Source organism: Novosphingobium sp. AAP93 (genome assembly GCF_001296055.1).
Taxonomy (GTDB): Bacteria; Pseudomonadota; Alphaproteobacteria; order Sphingomonadales; family Sphingomonadaceae; genus Novosphingobium.
This window is the reverse complement of the sequence record NZ_LJHZ01000108.1, coordinates 78,415-102,025: the sequence shown is the minus strand read 5'-3', so window position 1 is coordinate 102,025 and position 23,611 is coordinate 78,415. Positions and strand designations below refer to the sequence as shown.

Sequence of the window (23,611 nt, the reverse complement as noted above, 5' to 3'; positions counted from 1 at the left end):
AGCGTAGGGAGCCGGGCTTCTGATTTCAGCTCACCTCAGGCCGCGTGGCTGCGGCGCGCCAGTTCGCACTGCGACCAGATATCGGTCAGCGCTTCCAAGAGCCGGTCGATATCGCCGTCGGTGTGGACCGGCGAGGGGGTGATGCGCAGCCGCTCGGTGCCGCGCGGCACGGTCGGGTAGTTGATCGGCTGGACGTAGATGCCGTGGTTGTCGAGCAGCCAGTCGCTGATCATCTTGCATTTGCGCGCATCGCCTACCATCACCGGGATAATGTGGCTCGGGTTGTCGAGGTGCGGGATGCCCAGCGCGTTCAGCTTGCGGCGCACCGTGCTCACCCGGTCGCGGTGGCGGGCGCGTTCGTGGCCGCTCACCTTGAGGTGCTGGATGCTGGCGCAGGCGCCGGCGGCGAGGGCAGGGGGGATCGCCGTCGTGAAGATGAAGCCCGAGGCGAAACTGCGGACATAGTCGCACAGCGCTTCGGAGGCCGCGATATAGCCGCCCATCACGCCGAAGGCCTTGCCCAGCGTGCCTTCGATCACGTCGATGCGGTCCATCAGGCCGTCGCGTTCGGCCACGCCGCCGCCGCGCGGGCCATAGAGGCCGACGCCGTGCACTTCGTCGATGTACGACAGCGCGCCATGCGCCTCGCAGACTTCGACGATCTCGCGGATCGGCGCGATGTCGCCGTCCATCGAATAGACGCTTTCGAACGCCACCAGCTTGGCGCGGCCGGGAGCGACCTGACTGAGCTTGCGATCAAGATCGCGCCAGTCGTTGTGCTTCCAGATCACGCGCTCCGCCTTGCTGTGGCGGATGCCCTCGATCATCGAGGCGTGGTTGCCTGCATCCGAGAAGACAACGCAGTCCGGCAGGCGCGAAGCGAGGGTGCCCAGCGCCGCCCAGTTCGAGACATAGCCCGAGGTGAACAGCAGCGCGGCTTCCTTGTTATGCAGGTCGGCAAGCTCGGCTTCAAGCAGCGCGTGATGGCGGTTGGTGCCCGAAATGTTGCGCGTGCCGCCGGCGCCCGCGCCGCATTCATCGAGCACCGTGTGCATCGCCTCGAGCACCTTGGGGCTCTGGCCCATGCCGAGGTAGTCGTTCGAGCACCACACGGTCACTTCCTGCGTGCCGCCGTCCACATGCCGCGTCGCCTTGGGGAAGGAGCCGCGATGGCGCTCCAGTTCGGCGAAGATGCGATAGCGCCCTTCGCCGCGGATCCCATCGAGTTCCTGTGTAAAGAAGGCCTCATAATCCATGGCCGAAATACCCCTTCCCTTCAAAACCCTATGCGGCGCGCTCAGGCGCCCAGATGATTGCGGCGGCCGGGCAGCGCCCAACCCCACAGAGCGCCGTCGCGAAACGGCAAGGCGAGAAACACGTGTTCGAGGACGCCGAGCGCGGCCATCGCAAAGAGCAGGCTGGCACGCACCGCTTCGGCGCTGCCCGCAGGCGCGGCGAGGGCGGCCTTGCCCAGCAGCGCGGCCAGCACCACGGTGAAGACGAGAGCCAGCCCCAGCGCACCGGAAAAGCGGCGAGGGCCGAAATAGCTGCGCAGGTAATCGAGATGCGGCGGCAGCAGATCGCCCACCTGGCTCGGCACCCCGGCGTAGAGCGCGAACTTGCTGGCGAGGCGCAGCGCGAGCAGCAGCACGAAGACTTCGGCGCCGGTCGGGTTCGGCGCGTTCCACCCCAGCGACATCAGCATCAGCGCCGTCAGGGCAAGCGCGACTTCGTGGTAGATCAGCGTGGAGCCCGCATCGATGAACCGGTCCCAACCGCGCGCAGCGGGGTTGCTCGGCTCGCGGCGAGGGCCGGCGACGGCGCCCATCAGGAAGCTTGCCTCGTGCCACGACCACACCATCAGCGCGCCGACGAAGCCCACATAGGCCCCCGCCATGCCAGGCATGACCGAGCCCGCCACCACCGCGACGAGCCCGAGAATGCCGCCCGCGCCCGCCCATGCGAGCGCCCGCGGAAAGGTCGCGCGGTCGCGGTTGTCCAGCCACGCAATCAGCCCGGTGGCGAAGAACCACACGAGCAGCGTGACCACGAGGGGCACGGCATGGCCGGAAAAGCTCACCACGAAGGCTGCATCCGCACCGAAGCGGGCAGCGCGTTTTCACGCGTGCGGTGGAAGTACATGCGGGCGAAGGCCAGGCCCGCGCCGGCAACGCCGCTGTAGCGCTGGAACGCGCCCATCAGCCCGCCACGCGCCTTGCCGGCATCGATGCGGCGGCTCGACTGCAGCAGGTCTTCCATCCGGGCGCGGAAGGCCGGATCATCGGTTTCCAGCTCAATCGGGAACACCTGCCGGGTGATGGCGGTGCAGACCGTGAAGACCTTGTAGTCATACTCGGTCGGATCGACCCCCAGCGCCTTGTGGAACACCGGCCGCGAGTGGTCGCGCACATACATCGTCGCGTAGACCGAAAGCAGGAAGAAACGGATCCACAGGCGGTTGCCGCCCTTCAGCAGCTTCGGATCGGCGCGCATGAGGAGGGCAAAGGCCTCGCCGTGGCGAAACTCGTCGTTGCACCATTCCTCGAACCACGAAAAGATCGGGTGGAAACGGTGTTCGGGGTGCTTGGCGAGGTGCCGGAAGATCGTGATGTACCGGGCATAGCCGATCTTTTCCGAAAGATAGACAGCGTACCAGATGAACTTCGGCCGGAAGTAGGTGTACTTCTTCGATTTCGTCAGGAAGCCCAGATCGACGCCGATCCCCGCGTCCTTCAGCGTCTCGTTGATGAACCCGGCATGCCGGCTCTCATCGCGGGCGAGGAGCTTGAACAGCATCTTCATGTCCGGGTTGCGCGTGCGGCGCGCCATTTCCGAATAGAGCACGCAGCCGGAAAATTCCGAGGTCATCGAGCTTACGAGGAAATCGGTGAATTCCTCGCGCAGTTCCGGCTCGAGGTTTTCGATGATCCCTTCGAAGCTTTCCTTGCGCTTGAAGTGCAGCTTGTTGCGGTCCGCCTGCATCTCGGCGATCAGGTCGTCCCACTCGGCGCGCACCGGGTTCACGTCGATCGCATCGAGCGCTGCGAAATCGGTGGTGTAGAAGCGCGGGCTCAGCACGGTTTCCTGCCGGGCCATCGCCATCGTGTCGAGCTTGCCATCGCTGCCAAGGTCCAGCCCGGCGGCAGCGGCGGCGCGGCTGAATTCTCCATGATCGGGGGAGTTCGGGTCGATCTTGGTAGGGGCGTTCATGACACTCTCCCGGGTGTGAAGCTGACTTCGTAGAGTTCGGTCAGGTCGAGATAGGCGGCCAGCCTGATCCAGGCCCGCACGAGCGGACCTGCCCGTGTCACGGTTGCCATCCGGTCGATCGCGAGGCTTTGACCGAAATCAACCTTGATCGGCGCGCCGTGGACTTTCACGCGGTCGCCCGGCTGCAGCTCGATATCGCCGGCGAGACGGACATGCGCATGGAAGTGCTCCGGCGTCTGCTCGATCTCGATGCGGCAAGGGGTATCGAAGCGGCTGGCAGCCATCAGATGGCGCCTCCGGGCAGCATGGCGGCGAAAGCTGCGCGGTTGTCCGGCCCGAACGAGCCCAGTTCGATGGAGCGGCCGGTGGCCTTGTCCTCGAGGCTGAGCGACTGGTTCTTCCACAGCGTCAGCGTGAAAGGCGGGGCCATGCCGATGCCGTGGATATGCCGGTCACGCGCCATGCCGCGCATCACGCCGCGCACGAACCCGTTGCCCGGTACCCCGTCAACAAGCACGCGCACGGTCTCGCCGGTGGCGACATCCTGCACCACCACCGCGCCGTCGGCCCGATCCGAGAAGGTGAGCTGGCGCACGATCATCGGCGCCACATGCGCTTCGCTGCGGACAACAGCGGGCACTGCTTCGCGGCTCAGCACACCGACCTTTACCAGCGTGGTCAGCGCCAGCGCGGTCAGCACCAGCATCGCGGCCGAGGCCACGGCATGCTTGGGGATCGTCTGTTCGTGATCGTGAACCAGGCTCATGCTGTAGCCTCCCTGGCGCCCATCGCCGGGCGTGGTGCGCTTGCTGCAGGTGCCGCCTCAGTGCGCTGCTGCACCGGCATCACCGCCGCGGTCGCCTTGGCGAGAATGCCCGCGACATTGGCCGCATCGGGCAGAGCGCGCAGCATCGGCTGCGGCGCGGCAAGGCGGAAGGGCCGGGCATGCGGCCAGAGCATCGCATAGCCGAGCATGCTCGAACCCTGCAGCGAGAGCGCGATGTCGCCATGGCCTGCGCCCAGTTTGCGCAGATCAGCCCCGGAGAGCTTCACCAGCGGCAGATTGATGCACTTGCTGAGCGCGACGCCGATCCGCAGCACCACGCGGCGGTTGGTGATCGTGTAGACCGTGCTGCGCGCCACCATGAGCGCGAAGCCATAGGCAAGGCCGAGCGCCAGCAGGCCGGCGACTGCCGTCAGCAGCGCGCCCAGCGGGGTGCCGCCGACCATCGCCCATGCCACAAGGACCGCAAAATATCCGCCGATCCACCGCACGCCCAAGGCGCTGCGGGCAAACACCCGCGCATCGGGCGCACCCTGCCAGAGGATCGCCTCACCCGGAGGCAGATCACCCGGCAGGCCGCGGATCGGCTCGATATCATGCTCTCTCACAGGATCGGCTCCTGCCGTCCGGCGTTGGCGTAGAGATAGCCGCCGCCGAAGTAGCCGATCACGCGCTCTTCCTCGTAGCGGGTGATCTCGGTCGCGCTGGCAAGCTGCGGCACGGCGTCATAGTCAGCCGCGTTGATCGCATCGATGCTCACGCCCGAAGTGCTGACCGAAGCCATCGCCATCGGGGCAAGCACGGTCTTGCCGCCGGTCGTCTCGACCTGCAGGTAACGGACCTGATGCTCCGCGCGGTCGATCCACAGGTCGGTCACGGTGCCGGCGACCTTGCCGTCTGCCGCCGTCACTTTCATGCCGCGCGGATCGGGACCGCCCTTCCATACCGAGATGTGGTCCTCGGTCGAAAGCGGCACGATGCGGGCGCGGCCATGCGCGTCCTGATCGGGCCACTTGGCGCGGTTGGCGTAGGACGCGGGGCCAACACCGTCGACGAGCGGATTGCCGGTCGGCACATAGGGCGCGCCGGGGAAGTTCTCGTAGCGCTTGGCGGCGATGTCCACCGGCTCCCGGCCCTCCTCGCGCGGGAGCGGATAGGACACCGTGCCGCGATCGAAGGGCAGGCGGAAGGTCTTGGGCAGCGCGGTCGAAAGCGGGCCGCCCACGCTCTCGATGAAGCCGTTGATCTCGTCTTCAAGCGGATACCCCTCGCGGCGATCCTCGCGGCGCAGCCAGAACACCAGGGCGACGAAAAACAGGAAGAACGCCCAGAGGGCAATCTCCGCGACGTCGATCGAGCCAACTACATATGCGGTTTTCATCGAACTTTCCTTTCCCGGATCAGGGCCCCGGAGGCCGCAATTCCCACCACCTCAGTCAAATTCTTCGCATTCACGTCGGAAACTCGGGCAAGACCATCTGCCCCCCGGGCAGCTCGCCCGTGAGGCCGATGCGCTTGCCGGCCAGCGGCCCGAGCACCACCAGCGCTGCAATCAGCATAACGATTTCTAGGCTGTAGACCGTGGCATAGCCTGCCGCGCGTCCACCCGCGCCGCTCGCCCACGAGACAGTATCGCGGATCACGCCGCCCACCGCGAGCGCGCTGCCCGCCGCCGTCGCCTGCACCGCGCCCCATGCGCCCAGCGCCACACCGGAGTCGCCGCGCTGCGCCAGCGACATCGCCGCGATCAGCGTGCCGACCGAGAACAGACCGATGCCGAAGCCGATCGAACCCGCACCTACGGCAAGGAGCAGCGCTGAATGGAGCGGCGCTGCCAAGAGCACGAGAATGAACGCACAGATCCCGCCGACCATGCCCGCGCCCGCCAGCCGCAGCGGATCGAAGCCGCGCTCCAGCACCCGCGTGGAAATCGAAAAGCCGGCAATCGCCCCCAAGGCCCACGAACCCGTCAGCATCGTGGTCGAACCGACAGCGAGACCAAGCAGTTCGGCGCCATAGGGTTCCAGCAGCGCATCCTGCATCGCAAAGGCCGCCGCGCCGAGGCCAATGGCGGCCAGCAGGCGTTTGGTGTTCGCCTCGGCCACGAATTCGCGCCAGACATCGCTGAACTCCGGCGTCTCGCGGTCCTTTGCGGTGCGGCCGGGATTGCGGCCTTCCTGCTTCCACAATGCGGTCACGTTGAGCACCAGCGTGACCACCGCTGCGCCCTGGATCACCTGCACCAGCCGAGTCGGGCTGAACGGCACCAGCAGGCCGCCGATCACGAAGGCTGAAACCATCATGCCCACCAGCAGCATCACATAAAGCAGCGCCACCGCGCGGGGACGTTTGTCCTCGCGCGCAAGATCGGTCGCGAGCGCAAGGCCCGCAGTCTGCGTCACATGAAGCCCAGCGCCCGTCAGCAGGAACGCCAGCGCCCCTCCGCCAAGGCCGGTATAGAACGTGCGGGCCTCGCTCATCAGCAGCAGCGCGAAGGGCATGATGGCAAGGCCGCCCCACTGCATCAGCGTGCCGAACCAGATATAGGGCACACGCCGCCAGCCCAGCACCGAGCGGTGGGTATCGGACTTGTGCCCGATCAGCGCGCGCAAGGGTGCGAACAGCAGTGGCATCGCGATCAGCAGCGAAACCAGCCAGGCCGGGGTGTGCAACTCCACGATCATCACGCGGTTGAGCGTGCCGTTGAGCAGCACCGTCGCCATGCCCACGCTCACCTGAAACAGCGCGAGGCGCAGCAGGCGGGAGAGGGGCAGCTCGGCGCTCGCCGCATCGGCAAACGGCAGCCAGCTCACCGCCACGCGCGTCCACTGGCCCGCCATGCGCGACATGCGGCTTTGCGGCACGGTGTCAGTCAAGGCGGGGGTGCCGGTCATGGGTCAGTCGCGCACCAGTTCGATGGCGTTGGAGATGTAGAAGCCGCTGCCGATCCGCTCGCTGCGGCCGACGTGCCAGCCGGGCAGGGCCCCCTCGATCATCGCGACGAGGTCCGCATCGCGCACCGGCACGATGGCGGGCGCGCGGTCGCTGCGCGGAAACATCAGGCCCATCGTGTGCATCGCGCGCAGCATCGGGGTGGACGGCGCATGGGTGAACACGATCGAGCCGTCGCAGCGTTCGGCGAGCGAAACCAGCGTCGCGACGATATCTTCGGGCCGGTAGTGGATCAGCGAGTCCATCGCGACCACATGGTCAAATCGGCCATGCGCGGGATCGAGCATGTCGCCCACCCGCCAGTCGATGCGGCCATGGCCCAGGAACGAAGGCTGGCGTTCGCGTGCAATGGCAACCAGACCGCCCGCGACATCGACACCGACGACTTCAGCCCCGCGCCGCGCGGCCAGCACGCTCAGCGCGCCGGTGCCGCAGCCCGCATCGAGGACGCGCATGCGCCTCAGATCATGCGGCAGCCAGCTCAGCAGCACGTCGCGCATGGCATCCCGCCCGGCGCGCACCGTCGCGCGGATGCCACTGACCTTGGTGTCGGACGTCAGGTCGATCCAGGCCTTGCGAGCGGTGCTGTCGAAGTACGTCGTCAGCTTGTCGCGCTGCGTGGCGAAGCGCGAGCCATGGTGACCGAAGCCGGAAGATGGGTGCGTTGCCATCACTCAAACCCCAGAAAATCAAAGATATCGCGGTCTTTCATCGCCAGCGCGTCAAGCGCAGGCGCTCCTGCCCACAGCGTGCGGGCGAGATTGAGATATTCCTCCCGCGCCTTGATCACTTCCGGGCTGTCCGGCATCTCAAAGAGCGTGCACTTCTTGAGACGCGAGCGGCGGATCTCGTCGAGATCCTTGAAGTGGGCGAGGCGCTTGAGGCCGGTGGCGGCGTTGAAACGGTCGATCTCGTCGGTGCCTGCCGAACGGTTGGCGACCACACCCGCAAGGCGCACGTCGTAGTTCTTCGACTTGGCGTTGATGGCCGCAACGATGCGGTTCATCGCGAAGATGCTGTCGAAATCGTTGGCCGTCACGATGATGGCGCGCTCGGCATGCTGGAGCGGGGCGGCAAACCCGCCGCAGACCACGTCGCCCAGCACGTCGAAGATCACGACGTCGGTGTCTTCGAGCAGGTGGTGCTGCTTCAGGAGCTTCACCGTCTGCCCCACGACATAGCCGCCGCAACCGGTACCCGCCGGCGGCCCGCCAGCCTCGACGCACATCACGCCGTTGAAGCCTTCGAACATGTAATCCTCGGGCCGCAGTTCCTCGGCGTGGAATTCCACCGTCTCCAGCACATCGATCACCGTCGGCATCAGCTTCTTGGTGAGGGTGAAGGTGGAATCGTGCTTGGGATCGCAGCCGATCTGCAGCACGCGGTGGCCGAGCATCGAGAACGCGGCGGAAAGGTTCGACGAAGTGGTCGACTTGCCGATGCCGCCCTTGCCGTAGACGGCAAAGACCTTGGCATTGCCGATGCGATCAGCGGGATCGAGGCGGACTTGCACCGACCCGTCGCCATCAGGCTTTCGGACGGGGGGATCGAGAAGTGCCATGCTTGGTTTCCTTTATGCCGCGACGGCTGCAACGGACGCGGGGGCCGACGTTGAAGGCATGATGCCCTCAAGGCGGTCCTCGAGTTCGTTACTGGCGGCGTGGAGAGCTGCGAGTGTGGCTTCGTCGGGCGACCAGAACTGCCGGTCGACCGCTTCGAGCAAACGGTTGGCAACACGCGCCGAAGCGCGCGGATTGAGGGCGGCCATGCGCTCGCGCATCGCGGCGTCGAGCACATAGGTCTCGCTGATGCGCTGGTAGACCCACGGATCGACTTCGCCGGTCGTGGCGGACCAGCCCATCGTGGTGGTGACGTGGCCCTCGATCGCGCGCACGCCTTCGTAGCCGTGCCGCAGGAGGCTCTCCTGCCAGACAGGGTTGAGGATGCGGGTGCGGGTTTCCAGCGCAACCTGCTCCTGCAGGCTGCGGACCTTGCCCGAGCCTTGGGTCTGGTCGCCGATATAGACCGGCGCGGTCTCGCCGCCCCTGGCCCGCGTCACCGCGCGGCTGATCCCGCCCAGCGCATCGACGTACTGATCGATGGTGGTGATGCCGAGTTCGACGCTTTCGAGGTTCTGGTAAGCGCAATCGACCGTCTTGAGCGCCGAGGCGAGAATCGCCGCCTGCCGCACCGGCACGCCCTTCACGCCGTAGGCATAGCCCTTCTGCCGCTCGAAGCTGTCCGCCAGCTCGTCCGGATCGGTCCACGCGCCGTTGTCGATCATCAGGTTGACGTTGGCGCCGTAAGCCCCTTGCGCATTCGAAAAGACGCGCAGTGCCGCCGTCTCGAAGTCGCACTTGTGCTCGTCCTGGTGAGCGATGGCGTGGGCGCGCACGAAGTTCATTTCGAGCGGCTCGTCAGCGCTGGCGGCGAGCAGGGCAGCCTCGGCCAGCATGCGCGTCTGCAGCGGCAGCAGGTCGCGGAACACGCCCGAAAGCGTCGCGATCACGTCGATGCGCGGGCGGCCGAGTTCTTCCAGCGGGATCAGTTCAGCCCCGGCCAGACGGCTGTAGCTGTCGAACCGCGGGCGGGCGCCGATCAGCGCGAGGACCTGTGCGATCTGCGCCCCCTCGCTCTTGAGGTTGTCGGTGCCCCAGAGCACCATCGCGATCGTCTGCGGCAGGTGGCCGCTGTCGGCGAGGCTGCGCTCGATCAGCTTCTTGGCCTGTTCCGCGCCGTCCTTCACCGCGAAAGCGGAGGGCAGGCGGAACGGATCGAAGCCATGGATATTGCGCCCGGTCGGCAGGATTTCCGGCGCGCGCAGCACGTCACCGCCGGAGACCGGGCGGACAAAGCGGCCGGACAGCGCGCGGACGATGCCATCGAGTTCGTGGTTGGTGGAAAGCGCTGCGTTGAGCGCGCCCATGTCCTTGAGCAGCGGCGTATCGAGCTTGATCCGGCCATCGACCAGCAGCTCGGCAGTCTGGGCCGGTAGCGGCTCACCGCGCGCTTCGGCAGAGGCGCGGATCATGTCGATGCGCTCCTCGCGGCTTGCCGCCTGCCCCGCCACATGCAGCCCCTGCGGGATCAGCTCGCGCTCGATCTCGTAGAGCCGCGCGGCGAGGGCAGGCACATCTCTGCCATCAAGGTCAAGCGCTTCGGCCTGTTCGGCGATCAGCTCCGCGAGCAGTCCGGCCTGCTCGTCGCCCGGTGGCAGCGAACGCCAGCGTTCGACCGAAGCCTTGAGATCGGCCAGCCCCTTGTAGACGCCCGAGCGGGTGAGGGCGGGGGTGAGGTAACTCACCAAGGTCGCCCCCGAACGGCGCTTGGCCAGCACGCCCTCGGAGGGGTTGTTCGCGGCATAGAGATAGACGTTGGGCAGATCGCCGATCATCCGGTCCGGCCAGCACTGCGCGGTGAGGCCGGTCTGTTTGCCGGGCATGAATTCAAGGCTGCCGTGTGTTCCGAAGTGCAGCACGGCGTGGGCCTGGAAGTCCTCGCGCAGCCAGCGGTAGAACGCGGCAAAGGCGTGGCTCGGAGCGAAGCGGCCCTCGAACAGCAGCCGCATCGGATCGCCCTCGATGCCGATGGCGGGCTGGATGCCGACGAACACATTGCCGAACATGGCTCCCAGCACCTGGACCGCGCTGCCATCGGACTGCAGCTTGCCCGGTGCCGGGCCCCACGAAGCCTCGATCTCCTTGAGCCACGTTTCGCGCGCCACGATGGTATCGGCCATCACGCGGGTATGGACATTGGCCTCGGTGCCATAGCGCGCCGAATTGCCGACGAGGATCGCCTCGCGCAGCGCGTCGACGCTGTCCGGAACTTCGACCGAGTAGCCTTCCGCCGAGAGCCGTTTCAGGGTCGCGTGGAGCGATTCAAACACGCTGAGGAACTGCGCCGTGCCCGCCGCGCCGGCATTCGGCGGGAAGTTGAACAGCACGACCGCGATGCGGCGTTCGGCTGCCGCGGCGCGGGCCAGATCGATCTGCTTCACCACCCGCGCGGCGAGGGCCTCGGCCCGCTCGGCGCAGCTTTCCATCTGGCGCACGCCGGCGGCGCTCGCGCCGGCAAAGGTGCAGCCCTTCGCGCAGCCGGTGCAGGCCTCGCCGCTGCCGTCCGCGCGGCCGCCGAACACCATCGGCTGGATCGCGCCGTCGAGTTCCGGAATCGCGATCATCATCGTCGATTCCAGCGGCAGCAGCCCTTGCGGGTTTGCGCCCCAGGCCTGCAGCGTCTGGAATTCCACCGGATGCGCCGCGATGTACGGGCGGTCGAGCTTTGCCAGAATTTCTTCCGCTGCCGCCGTGTCGTTGTAGGCGGGGCCACCGACGAGGCTGAACCCCGTGAGGTTCACCACCGCGTCGACCGTCGACTTCCCGTCCTTCAGGAACAGCGCCTCGATCGCCGGACGCCCGTCAAGCCCACCGGCGAAGGCCGGGATCACGCTCAAGCCCTGCGCTTCCATCGCCGCGATCACGCCGTCGTAGTGCCGCGCATCCTTCGCGAGGACGTAGGAGCGCAGCATCAGCAGGCCGACGGTGCCGCGCTTGCCTGCGGTCGCACTGGCGGGAAGCGCAGCCGCGGTAGCCGCCATGCGCGGGGTCATCGCCGGGTGGTAGACGCCGACTTCGGGATATTCGCGCGGGGCCTCCGCCTTCATTGCGCCGCGCAGGGCTGCGCGTTCGCCGCTGGCATAGCGGTCGATCAGCGCGCGGATCATGTCCACCACGTTGTCGTCGCTGCCCGCCAGCCAGTATTGCAAGGTCAGAAAATAGGCCCGCACGTCCTGCGCGGTGCCAGGCACGAAGCGCAGCAGCTTGGGCAGACGGCGCAGCATGGCCATCTGGCCCTTGCCCGAGCTGGCGCCCGGCTTGCCCGATCCGCGCAGCTTCTTGAGCAGGCCCATCATGCCGGTGGCGGGCTTGTCCATGCGGTAGTCGCCCATGCGCGTCAGTTTGACCACTTCGCCCGCCGACATCAGGCCGACAATCGCGTCGCAATCCTCGCGCCGGGCTTCCAGCGCGGGCATCACCGCGCGGATGTGGTCCTCGAGGAACAGCATCGTGCACAGGATGATGTCGGCCCGCGCAATATCGGCTCGCGCGGCATCGAGCGTGCCGGGCTTTTCTTCCCAGTCCGCCGCCGCGTGGAAGCCGATGGTGACCCCGGTCCCGGCCCGCGCAAACTGCGCTTGCGCGCGGGCAAATGCGCCCGAAAGGTGGTTGTCGAGCGTGATGACCACGACGCGCACCGGGGTGTCCGGCGTGGGGGCGAGAGGCGCCTTACCGCGCATAATGGGCCTTCGCGTCGTAGAGCGTCTCGAGCGTGATCGCGCCGAGCCCCATCTCGCTCGCAAACTTCTCGGTGTTGCGCTTGGCCTTGCCGCGCACGAAGAACGGGATCTTGCGCAGCTCCCGCTCCGCCTCGGCGGTCCATCCGAGTTCGCCCGCCATGGCTGGCGCAGCGTCCTCCTTGATCAGGATGTCGCCTGCAGGCGCCAGTACCGGTTCCGGCTTGCTGTGCCCATGGAGGTGCGACGGGCCAGCCGCATCGCTGAACTCGAAATCGTCGCGGAACATGGTGAGCAAGTGCTCTTCCAGTCCCATCACCAGCGGATGGACCCAGGTATCGAAGATCACGTTCGCGCCCTCGAAGCCCATCTGCGGGCTGAACCGCGCCGGGAAATCCTGCACATGCACCGGCGAGGAAATCACCGCGCAGGGCACGCCCAGCCGCTTCGCGATATGGCGCTCCATCTGCGTGCCCAGCACCAGTTCGGGTGCGGCTGCAGCGATGGCTTCCTCGACGGTCAGGTGATCGTCGGTGATCAGCGGCTCGACGCCATATTCCTTGGCGGCATTGCGGATGTCGCGCGCGAATTCGCGGTTGTAACAGCCCAGCCCGCAGACGGTGAAACCGAGTTCTTCATGCGCAATCCGCGCGGCAGCGACGGCATGGGTTGCATCGCCGAAGATGAAGACGCGCTTGCCGGTGAGGTAGGTCGAGTCCACAGAGCGGCTCCACCATGGCATGCGCGATGCAGGATCATCGAGCGCCAGCGCCGGATCGACCCCGGCCAGCGCCGCAACTTCGTTGATGAAGGCACGCGTGGCGCCGACGCCGATGGGAACCGTGCGGATGGCGGGCTGGGCAAAGGTCCTGTCGAGCCAGCGCGCGGCCTCGTCGCCGATCTCGGGATAGAGCACGATGTTGAAGTCCGCCGCGCCGATCGTGCGGATGTCCTCGGGCGATGCCCCCAGCGGCGCGACGAGATGGACGTCGATCCCGAGCAGGTCGAGAATGCGGCGCACTTCGCGGATATCGTCGCGGTGGCGGAAACCGAGCGCGGCGGGGCCGAGCAGATTGACCAGTGGGCGGCGGCCTTCGCGCGGCGCGGGCCGCACCGAGGTATCCGCGAGATGGCGTACGATCTGGTAGAACGTTTCCGCCGCGCCCCAGTTTTCCTTGCGCTGATAGCTCGGCAGTTCGAGCGGGATCACCGGGCAAGGCAGGTTCATATTCGCGGCAAGGCCTGCCGGATCGTCCTGGATCAGCTCTGCCGTGCACGATGCACCCACCAGCAGAGCCTGCGGCTGGAACCGCGCCACAGCATCGCGCGCCGCGTTCTGGAACAGGCTCGCGGTATCCTTGCCCAGATCGCGCGCCTGAAACGTCGTATAAGTGACCGGCGGGCGCGCAGAGCGCCGCTCGATCATAGTGAACAGCAGGTCCGCGTAAGTATCGCCCTGCGGCGCATGGAGCAGGTAGTGCACCCCGCGCATGGCCGTAGCAACCCGCATGGCGCCCACATGCGGCGGTCCTTCATAGGTCCAGACGGCAAGCTGCATGGGCCTAGATCCTCAGCACGTCGCGGCGGCGCAGCGGCCGGGCGAACAGTTCGGCAAGGTCACCGGCCTGGTCGAAGCCGTGGACGGGTGAGAAGACGAGTTCGATCGACCACTTGGTCGAAAGCCCTTCGGCTTCGAGCGGGTTGGCAAGGCCGAGGCCGCAGACGGTAAGGTCGGGCCGATCGGCGCGCACACGATCGAGCTGGCGCTCGACATCCTGCCCTTCGCTGATGCGGGTGCCTTCGGGCATGCGCGCCAGGTCCGCGGCAAGATGCGCGCGGTGGAGATAAGGCGTGCCCACCTCGACCGGAATCATGCCCAGTTCGTTCGCCAGAAAACGGGCCAGCGGGATTTCCAGCTGCGAGTCCGGCAGGAACGTGATGCGCTTGCCTGCGAGTGCCGGCTTGTAGCGCTCCAGCGCACGCTTGGCGCGTTCACGGCCCGGGGCGATCACGCGGTTCACATGCATTTCGTCAATGCCAAACGCCGCTGCTGCCGCGGTCAGCCATGCGGCAGTGCCGTCAGCACCAAACGGGAAGGGCGCATCGATCCGCACCGCACCCCGGTCTTCCAGCGCTCGCGCCGTTTCGCCGAGGAAGGGCTGTGCGAGGAGATAACGGGTGTTCGGGCCGATTGAAGGCAGCGCCCCGGCGCGGCGGGCAGGCAGTACGCCGACATGTTCGATGCCCAGTTCCGCAAACAGACGCAGGAACTGGTCCTCGACAATGTCCGGCAGGGTCCCGACCATCAGCAGCGACTGCGCCGCGCCCGAAGCTTCGGCCGGCATTTCAGGCACCAGCGTGGTGAGGCAGGCGTCTTCGCCCTCGGTAAAGGTCGTCTCGATTCCGCTCCCCGAATAGGCGAGGATGCGCACGCCCTCGGAGCCGTTCTCGCCCTTCAGGTGCCGCGCGCCGATGCGCTGGGCGGCATTGGCGAGATCGAGCTTGATCACTTCGGAAGGGCACGAGCCCACAAGGAAGAGTGTGCGGATTTCCGGGCGCCGCGCCAGCAGCCGCTCCACCACGCGGTCGAGCTCGGCATGGCAATCGGCCATTCCCGCCAGATCGCGCTCCTCGATGATTGCGGTAGCAAAGCGCGGCTCGGCAAAGATCATCACGCCCGCCGCCGATTGCAGCAGGTGGGCGCAGGTGCGCGAGCCGACGACGAGGAAGAACGCGTCCTGCATCTTGCGGTGCAGCCAGACGATCCCGGTCAGCCCGCAGAACACCTCGCGCTGGCCGCGCTCGCGCAGCACTTCGAGCGTGCCATCGCGCGGGCTGGCCGCAAGGGCGGAGGACTGGGCAGGGCTCATGCGGCAGCTCGCTGCAGCCGCGCCGCGCGCAGCTTCAGAACGAACTGCGCTGCGTTGACGACGTAGGTGAGGTAGGCGGCGAGCGCCACGGTAAGCCGTGCTTCCACCGTGCCGATCTTGCCCAGCAGCATGACCATGTAGGCCGTGTGCAGTGCGATCACGAGCATCGAGACGACGTCTTCCCAGAAGAACGCCGGGGCAAAGAGCCACTTCCCGAAGACAACCTTCTCCCAGATCGATCCCGTAACCATGATGGTGTAGAGCGTGAGGGTCTTGGCGATCACCGAAAGGTCTGCCGCGAAGGCGCCGTCACCGGTCAGAAGACAGCGCACAACCAGCGCGAGGCTGACCAGAAACACCACGAACTGGAAGGGTGCGAGCAGGCCCTGGACCAGTGTCCACGGCGTATTGTCACGCCTTTGCTGCTCTTCGGGGGTATAAAGTGGGCGGGCCTGTCGGGCAGGCCCGCGAGCATTCTGGCGGTGGTCCGAACCGGACCTGATTCCGCGCAGCGCTGTCGTACGAGCTTCCGACATTTCGTGCGTCCCATCCTCTTCGCAACGGGCAGCTTACGACTCGTTCGCGAGGACTGTCAATAAAATTGGACGACAAGAAAAATTGACATCATTGCGTTTGCCAAGGTCGGACAATGGGCGTACGTCTTGTGAACGGGACAGAGTCGGAGTGTCTTTAACCACTATCCCCACGCGGTACCTGCCGCGGCAGACGGGGGGAGTCTGGCATGGACTTGGCGGTTGGGAAAAGCGGGCCACAAGGTGGCCAGGGACCCCGCAAGGCGGATCCCGGCGCTGCACACGAAGAGCATACCGGCGTCCCCGTTACAGGGCGGCGCAAGGGCAGCAGCGGCGGAAATGGCAGCGGTAGCGGCAATGGCCGGAGCGGAAGCTCGCGCCGCTCGCAGCGTTCTGGTTCCAGTTCGGCCATCAACTCGCTGATCGAGGGCGAGATCATTCCCCAGCTCCTCGTGGCGCACCGTATGCGGCCCGGCCGCGCGGCACCAAGTGGCGGCGGGGTCATCACGCCTGAGGATTTGGCGCGCTTCTGTCCACTGCCGTTGACACTGCAGGCAGACGAACTGCTCGTCCATGTCGAGGAATACCTCGCGCGCGGTGTCGGCATCGATGCGATCTTCGTGGATCTCCTGGCTCCGGCAGCCCGCCGCCTCGGCGTGCTGTGGGAAGAGGATCTCTGCGATTTTCTCGATGTCACCATCGGTCTCTGGCGTTTGCAGGAAGTCATGCGCGAGATTGCGTGGGGCAGCCCGATCATCACCGGTCCGCTCAGCGCACCTCGCCGCGCACTCTTCTCGCCGATGCCGGGTGAGCAGCACAGTTTCGGCGCCACCATGGTGCACGAAGTCTTCGTTCGCGCCGCGTGGGAAAGCGAGGTTCTCGTCGCGCCCGACATGCGCCAGCTGGTCGCGAAAGTTGCCAACAAATCCTACGATCTCGTTGGCTTGACCGTATCTTGTGAAGTTACTACCGAGTCACTTGCAAGAACGATCAAGGCGATCCGCAGCGTGTCCATGTGCCAAGATGTGAGTATTCTGGTGGGAGGACATGCAGTGAATGCCAATCCGGCGATGGCTCTTGAAGCCGGCGCGGATGGCTCGGCGGTTGATGCACCCGGAGCGCTCGCTCTCGCCAACCGTCTGGTTGGCGCGGTCGCGCACCGGACCGCGAACGCCGGCTAGGGCCGGGCACCCCGTGGTAGAACCCGAGCGCGCCATCGCGGAAACGACACCGTTTACCCGGTCGGAATCCGCTTTCAACGACATCGGTCCGGCGGATGCCATGCGCCTCGTGCTCGCTGCAGGAGACGTCACGCTCTCGCTTGATCCTGCGGGGCAAGTTCTCGACGTCGCGGCCAATCGGCAGGATTTTCCCGGCTGCGATGGCTGGATCGGCCAGCATTTCGATGCCACTGTCACCGTTGAGAGCCGCAGCAAGATCAAGGACATGCTGCAGCTGGACGGTGGCGATACCGGCCATCGCTGGCGCCAGATCAACCACATCAGCCCGGCCGGCGATATCCCGGTCCGCTATTTGCTGATCAGCCTCGATGGCGGCAAACGCCTGATCGCGGTGGGGCGGGACATGCGCAATGCCGTCGTGCTGCAGCAGCGCCTCCTCCAGGCGCAGCAATCGCTCGAGCGGGACTACATGCGCCTGCGCCAGATCGAGACACGCTACCGCCTGCTGTTCGATCTCTCGTCCGAGCCGGTCCTGCTCGTCGAGGCGGACAGCCAGCGCATCCAGGAAGCGAACCCTGCCGCGCATGCGGTGCTTGATGCTCGTCCCGGCAGCCTCGTCGGCACCAAGCTTTCCGGCCTCGTCGCACGTGGCTCGCGCGATGCACTGATCGCCTATCTGGGCGCCGTACTGACCACATCCGATGTTTCGCCGCTCACGGTCGAACTCGAACGAGCGCGCCAGCAACTCACCATTTCCGCCACCGGTTTTCGTCAGCTGGGCGGACGCTACCTGCTGGTCAGGCTGAGCTCGACGGGCGGCCGCACCACCGAAGGCGCCGCCACGCTGCTCGATATCGTCGAGCGCATGCCCGATGCTTTCGTCGTCGCCAATTCCGACATGCGGATCATCGCGGCCAACATCGCGTTCCTCGAACTCGCGCGCGCGGCCTCGCTCGATCAGATCCGCGGACGTCCGCTGGGTGAATTCGTCGGCCGGCCCGGCATCGATCTCGATCTCATCGAGAGCCAGCTCACCAAGTACGGCCTTGCCCGCAACGTGAGCACTGTGGTCCGCGCCCGCGATTCCGAGCTGGAAGAGCCGGTCGAGCTTTCCGCTGTGCGCACGTCGGGCGACAATCCGTGCTATGGCTTCGCAATCCGCGAGATCGGCCGCCGTCTGCGCGATCTGCCACCGACGCCGCTCGATCTGCCGCGCTCGGTCGAACAGCTCACCGAACTTGTCGGCCGCGCCAGCCTCAAGGAAATCGTGCGCGAGAGCACCGATCTCATCGAGCGGCTCTGCATCGAGGCCGCGCTCGCCTACACCTCGGACAACCGCGCCTCGGCCGCCGAAATCCTCGGCCTCAGCCGCCAGAGCCTCTATTCCAAGCTGCACCGCTACGGGCTCGGCAACCTCGTGGGTGAGGGCGAGTAGCCTTTTCCGCGCAAGTGTAAGAATCAATTGACACTTGTTGGTGTCAACCATACCCTCCGAGGGTATGACGCAGCCTGCCACTTCGGCCCGCTCGATGGCACTTACGGACCCCAAGGTGATCCGGCGTCCCGCTCCGCGCGACGTGCTGGAGCTCTTGAAGCCGATCACGTGGTTCCCGCCGATCTGGGCCTTCATGTGCGGCGTCGTTTCGTCGGGTCAGCCTGCCTCCGGGCATTGGGTGCAGATCATCGCGGGCGGCCTCCTTGCCGGCCCGCTGGTCTGCGGCAACAGCCAGGCGATCAACGACTGGTTCGACCGCCATGTCGATGCCATCAACGAACCGAACCGCCCGATCCCGTCGGGCCGCATTCCTGGCCGCTGGGGCCTGTGGATCGCCTGCATCGGTACGGTTATCTCCTTTGCGGTCGGCGCGGCGCTCGGCCTGTGGGTCATGGTCGCGACCGTGGTCGGCCTTGCCGCCGCCTGGGCCTACAGCGCGCCGCCGTTCCGCTTGAAGGCCAGCGGCTGGTGGGGCCCGATGCTGGTCGGGCTGACCTACGAAGGCCTCAGCTGGTTCACTGGCGCCGCCGTGATGACCAGCATGCTGCCGCCCACGCCGGTGCTCGTCGTCCTCGTGCTCTACAGCCTCGGCGCGCATGGGATCATGACACTCAACGATTTCAAGGCTGTAGAGGGTGATCGCCAGACCGGTGTGCGCTCGCTCCCGGTCGTGCTCGGCGTCCGCAATGCCGCGCTGCTCGCCTGCACGGTCATGGCGCTCGCGCAAGTCCTCGCCGCGATCTACCTTGTGCAACATGGCCTCATGCTGTCTGCCGCTATCGTTGCGGCGGTCCTCGCGGTGCAATTCGCGCTGATGCCGACACTGATTGCCGATCCGGCGGGCCGCGCGCCTTGGTATGGCGGAACCGGCGTCACGCTCTATGTCCTTGGCATGCTGGCAGCTGCTGGCGGCCTCGGCGGGCATTGGTGAAGGGGGGCGTGGTGACGGGCTTCGGCTGGTTCTCGATCGCCCGGCTCGGGCTGGTGCAGGCCTCCATCGGCGCGATCGTCATGCTCGCCACGTCGCTGCTCAACCGCGTCATGGTCGTCGAATATGGCATGGCCGCCGCCGTCCCCGCCGGGCTCGTTGCGCTGCACTATGCGGTTCAGCTCGCACGTCCCGTCTGGGGCCATGGCTCGGACCGTGGCCATGCCCGCACGCCGTGGATCATCGGCGGTGTTGCCGTGCTGGGCGCTGGAGCAATGCTCGCCGTTTTCGCACTGCCGCTCGCGCCACTCCCTGCCAATGCATTGCTTTTGCTCGGCTTCGCCCTGATCGGAGCAGGTGTCGGTGCGGCGGGCACATCGCTTCTCGCCCTGCTCGCGGCGGGTGTTGCACCCCAGCGCCGCGCCGCTGCCGCGGCGGTCACGTGGATCATGATGGTCATGGGCATTGTGGTATCCGCCGGCACAGCTGGTGCGCTGCTTGAGCCATTTTCGTGGGCGCAACTCGTCAGGGTCTCCGGCGGCATCGCGCTCGCTGCCCTCCTGATCACGGTGCTCGCCACCTTCCGTCTTGAGCGCGGAATCGAGGCCGCTACCCCCGAACCGACCAGTGAAACCAGCCTCGGCGAGGCCCTGCGCGCCGTCTTTGCAGAAACCGCCGCGCGCCGCTTCACCGTGTTCGTGTTCCTCTCGATGCTCGCCTATTCGATGCAGGACCTGATCCTTGAACCTTTCGCCGGGATCGTCTTCGGCATGACGCCTGCCCAGTCCACCTCGCTCTCCGCGGTCCAGCACAGCGGCGTGCTCCTCGGCATGATCGTCGCCGGCATCGGCGGCAGTGCCTTTGCAGGCCGCGCGGCGGGCGAACTCAGGGGCTGGATCGCCGCCGGTTGTGTCGGTTCCGCGCTCGCACTGGCAGGCCTGGCCGTCGGTGCCGGCATCGGACCCGGCTGGCCGCTCGCCGCCAACATCGGCGTGCTTGGCTTCACCAACGGCGTGTTCGCGGTCTCCGCCATCGGCGCGATGATGAGCCTCGCCGGAGCTGGCAACAAGGCTGATACCGGTCTGCGCATGGGCGTCTGGGGCGCTGCCCAAGGCATTGCCTTCGGCCTCGGCGGACTTTCCGGCGCCATCGGCGTTGATCTTGCGCGCCACGCGGAAAGCGACGGGCGCGCGTTCCAGACGATTTTCACGTTCGAGGCCATGCTGTTCATGGCCGCGGCGGTGATGGCGGCGCGCATTGCGGGTCAGGGCGCGGCAGTGAAATTGCGGGAGGCGGAAGCATGAGCAAGATCGATTTCGACGTCGTCGTCGTGGGCGGCGGCCCCTCCGGAGCCACGGCGGCTGCCGACCTCGCCCGCATGGGCCACTCCGTGCTGCTGCTCGACCGCGATGGCCGCATCAAGCCCTGCGGCGGCGCAGTTCCCCCGCGCCTGATGGAAGAGTTCGCCATCCCCGACAGCCTCCTCGTCGCCCGCGCCCGCAGCGCGCGCATGGTCGCGCCGTCCGATCGCGCGGTCGATATGCCGGTGGGCGAGATCGGCTACGTCGGCATGGTCGATCGCGACGTGTTCGACGAATGGCTGCGCAATCGCGCTGCGCTAGTCGGGGCCGAGCGCCGCACCGGCACCTTCGAACGCATCGAGCGCGACGGGGCCGAGGGCGCAGTCGTCGTCTACCGCGAGAGCCGCAGCGGACCGGACCACCGCGTGCGCGCCCGCCTCGTCGTCGGCGCAGACGGCGCCCGCTCCGGTGTGGCGCGCGACAGCCTGCCCGGCAGCGAGAACGTCAAGTGTGTCTTCGCCTACCACGAGATCATCAAGTCGCCCCCCGCCAACGACCACGGCTTTGATCCCGCGCGCTGCGACGTGATCTACCAGGGCCGCGTCTCGCCTGATTTCTACGGCTGGGTCTTCCCGCACGGCGAGACCTCCAGTATCGGCGTCGGCAGCGCGAACAAGGGCTTCTCGCTGCGCGGTTCGGTCGCCGCCATGCGCCAGGAGATGGGCCTTGCCGATTGCGAGACAGTGCGCAGCGAAGGCGCACCAATCCCTCTGAAGCCCTTGAAGCGCTGGGACAATGGCCGTGACGTCATCGTCTCCGGCGATGCCGCCGGTGTTGTCGCGCCCGCGTCGGGCGAGGGCATCTACTACGCAATGACGTGCGGCCGCCACGTGGCCAACGCAGCGCACCAGTTCCTGCTGACGCGCAAGCCCTCCGCCCTCCGGGCCGCGCGGCGTACCTTCCTGAAGGAACATGGCCGCGTGTTCTGGATCCTCGGGATCATGCAGTATTTCTGGTACTCGAGCGACAAGCGCCGCGAGCGCTTTGTCGCGATGTGCGCCGATCCCGATGTGCAGCGCCTGACCTGGCAGGCCTACATGAACAAGAAGCTGGTCCGCGCCGATCCGCTGGCGCACCTCAGGATCTTCCTCAAGGACACCGCGCATCTGCTTGGTTTGAGGGCCGCGCACCCTTGAGCAAACACGCCAACCGGCCTTGGGGCCTGCCGATTGCCGTTGCCGCCATCGCCGCGACGATCGTCGCCGGCGTCGGCGGCACGATGACCGATACGACCGGCTGGTACCAGTCGCTCAACCTGCCGAGCTGGAACCCGCCGGCGCCAGCGTTCGGTCTGATCTGGACAGTGGTATTCACCTTGATCGCCGCCGCCGGCGTCTACGCCTGGCGCGCCGCGCCGGACAGCCGCTCCGCCGATACACTGATCGGGCTGTTCGCGATCAACGGCGCGCTCAACGTCAGCTGGACAGTGCTATTCTTCCAGCTGCGCCGCCCGGACTGGGCGATGGTCGAGCTGTCGGTGCTGTGGGTCTCGATCCTCGTCCTGATTATCGCCTGCGGCCGCTTCTCCCGCCTCGCCGCGTTGCTGCTCATGCCCTATCTCGTCTGGGTGAGCATCGCCGGCGCGCTCAACTGGCAGGTGATCCAGCTCAACGGGCCGTTTTGAGACGGCGATCACCACAACAACTCCGCTCACCCTGAGCCTGTCGAAGGGTGCTCGCGCAACGGTGCAGGGCAAGTCATGCCTGATCTCGCTACCTTTTTCGCCAGCGGCCACGCCGCCGATCTCGTCCTTGCGGTGCTGGTAATCGAGGCCCTCATCCTGCTGCGCGCCGGCCGCCCCGCCATAGACGTTGCACTGCTACTGCTCCCCGGCGCCTGCATGATGTTGGGCCTCCGCGCTGCGCTCGTCGGCGCCAGCTGGCCATGGATCGCGCTACCGCTGGCGGCCTCGTTCCCGGTGCATTTGGCGGATCTGCTGCGGCGGGGGAGGGGGCGATAAGGTCCTGCTAGTCCATCATTAGGGGCGGCTCAGTTGCCTTTTCAGGATTAGCGAAGAATGAACTCGGCACGCTCGCGCACGCCGCGGGCGGAGTCATCAAGAAATTCCCGAGCGATGGCCTCTACATCACTCAGCTTGTCCCGATGCCGAATGACACCAGACATCGCGACTGATCGGACAGCACCGGATCGGTCCCTGAGCGCCAGTGCGATTATGTCCTGTAAGGAGATGTCCGTTGCAAGCGGCCTGTGGGCAAAAACCGTCTCGACACGCCGCCTGCCGATGGTCTTGTCCACCCATCGCCATCTCCAGCCATTCGGCCAACTGGCTTGCCCGGCAATCAATGTTTCGTAGGCGACTGCTCTCGTAGCTGGTTGGACCGCGGAACCGGCGATCTGCGGCAGGAAGCTGTCCATCCATGGTGTTTGCAGTGCCCCGCGCAAGATACGGGCAGTGGGGCCGCTAGGCCGCTCGATGATCAGGGCGGCAAGTTCGGACGCCACGTCGCGACGATTCAACACCGCGTCGAGCCATCTTCTTTCATCACCCCAGCGGCGCCAGCTCGACTTTCGGATCAGCAGGACGGCTGCCGCTTGCGCAACGATGCTCGCGGGTGTCTGCGGAAAGCAGCGCGACACGCACTCTTCCGCGGCGCGGCGAACCTCGGGAACCCAATCATTGAGCCGCCAAGCAAGCGCGATGAACATAAAGGCACTCGAGACAGGTCCGTCGAACTTGCGCAGGGCGGCCTCACGCAAATTGCCATCGCGATGAAACAGGAAAAGCTTCTCTAGTTGGTGTGTCTCGGAAAGCTGTTCCAGCGATCCAACCGACTTGCCCAAGAGCCGAGCCATGAAAGTCGATTCTTCAGGCGGCCGGCGGTAAAGTTCCGCCTCGCGCACAATCACGGATTCGGCTTCAGCCAAAGCACTAGGGTCGATCGCGTCGAGCATCGGCCAGAGGTGCTCGAATGCTGAACCAACCTGCATTCTACTGCGTAGTACCAGACCAAGTTTGCGCAATTCCACCTGCAAGTCTGGT

22 protein-coding genes are annotated in these 23,611 nt (G+C 66.4%); 7 read left to right on the top strand and 15 right to left on the bottom strand.

What is annotated here, in order from left to right:
- Positions 1-35 precede the first annotated feature (35 nt).
- The 14 genes from hemA to bchF form a co-directional block, all read right to left on the bottom strand.
- Positions 36-1,256, bottom strand: coding sequence for a 5-aminolevulinate synthase (hemA, locus tag IP83_RS16510; RefSeq protein ID WP_054123313.1), 1,221 nt, complete (start codon positions 1,254-1,256; stop codon positions 36-38).
- Between the two features lie 41 nt (positions 1,257-1,297).
- Positions 1,298-2,080, bottom strand: coding sequence for a putative photosynthetic complex assembly protein PuhE (puhE, locus tag IP83_RS16505; RefSeq protein WP_231625088.1), 783 nt, complete (start codon positions 2,078-2,080; stop codon positions 1,298-1,300).
- Positions 2,077-3,102: a magnesium-protoporphyrin IX monomethyl ester (oxidative) cyclase gene (gene acsF, locus IP83_RS16500; RefSeq protein ID WP_054123366.1), complete on the bottom strand. Its 1,026-nt coding sequence runs from the start codon at positions 3,100-3,102 to the stop codon at positions 2,077-2,079. The genes puhE and acsF overlap by 4 nt, the downstream gene beginning before the upstream one ends.
- 104 nt (positions 3,103-3,206) lie before the next feature.
- Complete coding sequence (locus IP83_RS16495) at positions 3,207-3,494, bottom strand: hypothetical protein (RefSeq protein ID WP_054123311.1); 288 nt, start codon at positions 3,492-3,494, stop codon at positions 3,207-3,209.
- Positions 3,494-3,976 (bottom strand): photosynthetic complex assembly protein PuhC, encoded by a 483-nt coding sequence (gene puhC, locus IP83_RS16490; protein WP_054123310.1) that lies wholly within the window; start codon positions 3,974-3,976, stop codon positions 3,494-3,496. The genes IP83_RS16495 and puhC overlap by 1 nt, the downstream gene beginning before the upstream one ends.
- A complete protein-coding gene (puhB, locus tag IP83_RS16485; RefSeq protein WP_054123309.1) occupies positions 3,973-4,602 on the bottom strand; it encodes a photosynthetic complex putative assembly protein PuhB in 630 nt (209 codons plus the stop codon). Before puhB ends, puhC begins: the two co-directional genes overlap by 4 nt.
- On the bottom strand, positions 4,599-5,375 hold the full coding sequence (puhA, locus tag IP83_RS16480; protein WP_054123308.1) for a photosynthetic reaction center subunit H: 777 nt from the start codon (positions 5,373-5,375) through the stop codon (positions 4,599-4,601). Before puhA ends, puhB begins: the two co-directional genes overlap by 4 nt.
- Positions 5,376-5,445: 70 nt before the next feature.
- Positions 5,446-6,888, bottom strand: a complete 1,443-nt coding sequence (locus IP83_RS16475; protein WP_082364784.1) for a BCD family MFS transporter — start codon at positions 6,886-6,888, stop codon at positions 5,446-5,448.
- Between the two features lie 3 nt (positions 6,889-6,891).
- Positions 6,892-7,617, bottom strand: a complete 726-nt coding sequence (bchM, locus tag IP83_RS16470; protein ID WP_082364783.1) for a magnesium protoporphyrin IX methyltransferase — start codon at positions 7,615-7,617, stop codon at positions 6,892-6,894.
- Entirely contained in the window at positions 7,617-8,507 is an 891-nt protein-coding gene (gene bchL / locus IP83_RS16465; protein WP_054123307.1) for a ferredoxin:protochlorophyllide reductase (ATP-dependent) iron-sulfur ATP-binding protein, read from the bottom strand. Before bchL ends, bchM begins: the two co-directional genes overlap by 1 nt.
- A 12-nt stretch (positions 8,508-8,519) precedes the next feature.
- Positions 8,520-12,245 (bottom strand): magnesium chelatase subunit H, encoded by a 3,726-nt coding sequence (locus tag IP83_RS16460; RefSeq protein ID WP_054123306.1) that lies wholly within the window; start codon positions 12,243-12,245, stop codon positions 8,520-8,522.
- Positions 12,235-13,800, bottom strand: coding sequence for a ferredoxin:protochlorophyllide reductase (ATP-dependent) subunit B (gene bchB / locus IP83_RS16455; protein ID WP_054123305.1), 1,566 nt, complete (start codon positions 13,798-13,800; stop codon positions 12,235-12,237). The genes IP83_RS16460 and bchB overlap by 11 nt, the downstream gene beginning before the upstream one ends.
- A 4-nt stretch (positions 13,801-13,804) precedes the next feature.
- The gene (locus IP83_RS16450) at positions 13,805-15,112 is read right to left on the bottom strand and encodes a ferredoxin:protochlorophyllide reductase (ATP-dependent) subunit N (protein WP_054123304.1); all 1,308 of its coding nucleotides are present in this window, start codon (positions 15,110-15,112) and stop codon (positions 13,805-13,807) included.
- Positions 15,109-15,648 carry a 2-vinyl bacteriochlorophyllide hydratase gene (gene bchF, locus IP83_RS16445; RefSeq protein ID WP_082364782.1) on the bottom strand — a complete coding sequence of 180 codons (540 nt, stop codon included), beginning with the start codon at positions 15,646-15,648 and terminating at the stop codon, positions 15,109-15,111. Before bchF ends, IP83_RS16450 begins: the two co-directional genes overlap by 4 nt.
- A gap of 206 nt (positions 15,649-15,854) precedes the next feature.
- Between bchF and IP83_RS21080 the strand changes: the two genes are divergently transcribed.
- The 7 genes from IP83_RS21080 to IP83_RS16410 all read left to right on the top strand — a co-directional run bounded on the left by IP83_RS21080 (position 15,855) and on the right by IP83_RS16410 (position 22,570).
- On the top strand, positions 15,855-16,826 hold the full coding sequence (locus IP83_RS21080) for a B12-binding domain-containing protein (RefSeq protein ID WP_304437618.1): 972 nt from the start codon (positions 15,855-15,857) through the stop codon (positions 16,824-16,826).
- A gap of 13 nt (positions 16,827-16,839) precedes the next feature.
- Entirely contained in the window at positions 16,840-18,261 is a 1,422-nt protein-coding gene (gene ppsR, locus IP83_RS16435) for a transcriptional regulator PpsR (RefSeq protein WP_054123303.1), read from the top strand.
- Between the two features lie 94 nt (positions 18,262-18,355).
- Positions 18,356-19,252, top strand: coding sequence for a chlorophyll synthase ChlG (chlG, locus tag IP83_RS16430; RefSeq protein WP_054123361.1), 897 nt, complete (start codon positions 18,356-18,358; stop codon positions 19,250-19,252).
- Entirely contained in the window at positions 19,246-20,553 is a 1,308-nt protein-coding gene (locus IP83_RS16425; RefSeq protein ID WP_054123302.1) for a BCD family MFS transporter, read from the top strand. The genes chlG and IP83_RS16425 overlap by 7 nt, the downstream gene beginning before the upstream one ends.
- A complete protein-coding gene (locus IP83_RS16420) occupies positions 20,550-21,746 on the top strand; it encodes a geranylgeranyl diphosphate reductase (protein WP_054123301.1) in 1,197 nt (398 codons plus the stop codon). Before IP83_RS16425 ends, IP83_RS16420 begins: the two co-directional genes overlap by 4 nt.
- The gene (locus IP83_RS16415; protein WP_054123300.1) at positions 21,743-22,234 is read left to right on the top strand and encodes a TspO/MBR family protein; all 492 of its coding nucleotides are present in this window, start codon (positions 21,743-21,745) and stop codon (positions 22,232-22,234) included. Before IP83_RS16420 ends, IP83_RS16415 begins: the two co-directional genes overlap by 4 nt.
- A 75-nt stretch (positions 22,235-22,309) precedes the next feature.
- Positions 22,310-22,570 (top strand): hypothetical protein, encoded by a 261-nt coding sequence (locus IP83_RS16410; protein ID WP_171955427.1) that lies wholly within the window; start codon positions 22,310-22,312, stop codon positions 22,568-22,570.
- Positions 22,571-22,617: 47 nt separating this feature from the next.
- Here IP83_RS16410 and IP83_RS16405 read toward each other — a convergent pair whose 3' ends face one another.
- Complete coding sequence (locus IP83_RS16405; RefSeq protein ID WP_054123359.1) at positions 22,618-23,523, bottom strand: hypothetical protein; 906 nt, start codon at positions 23,521-23,523, stop codon at positions 22,618-22,620.
- Between the last annotated feature and the right edge of the window lie 88 nt (positions 23,524-23,611).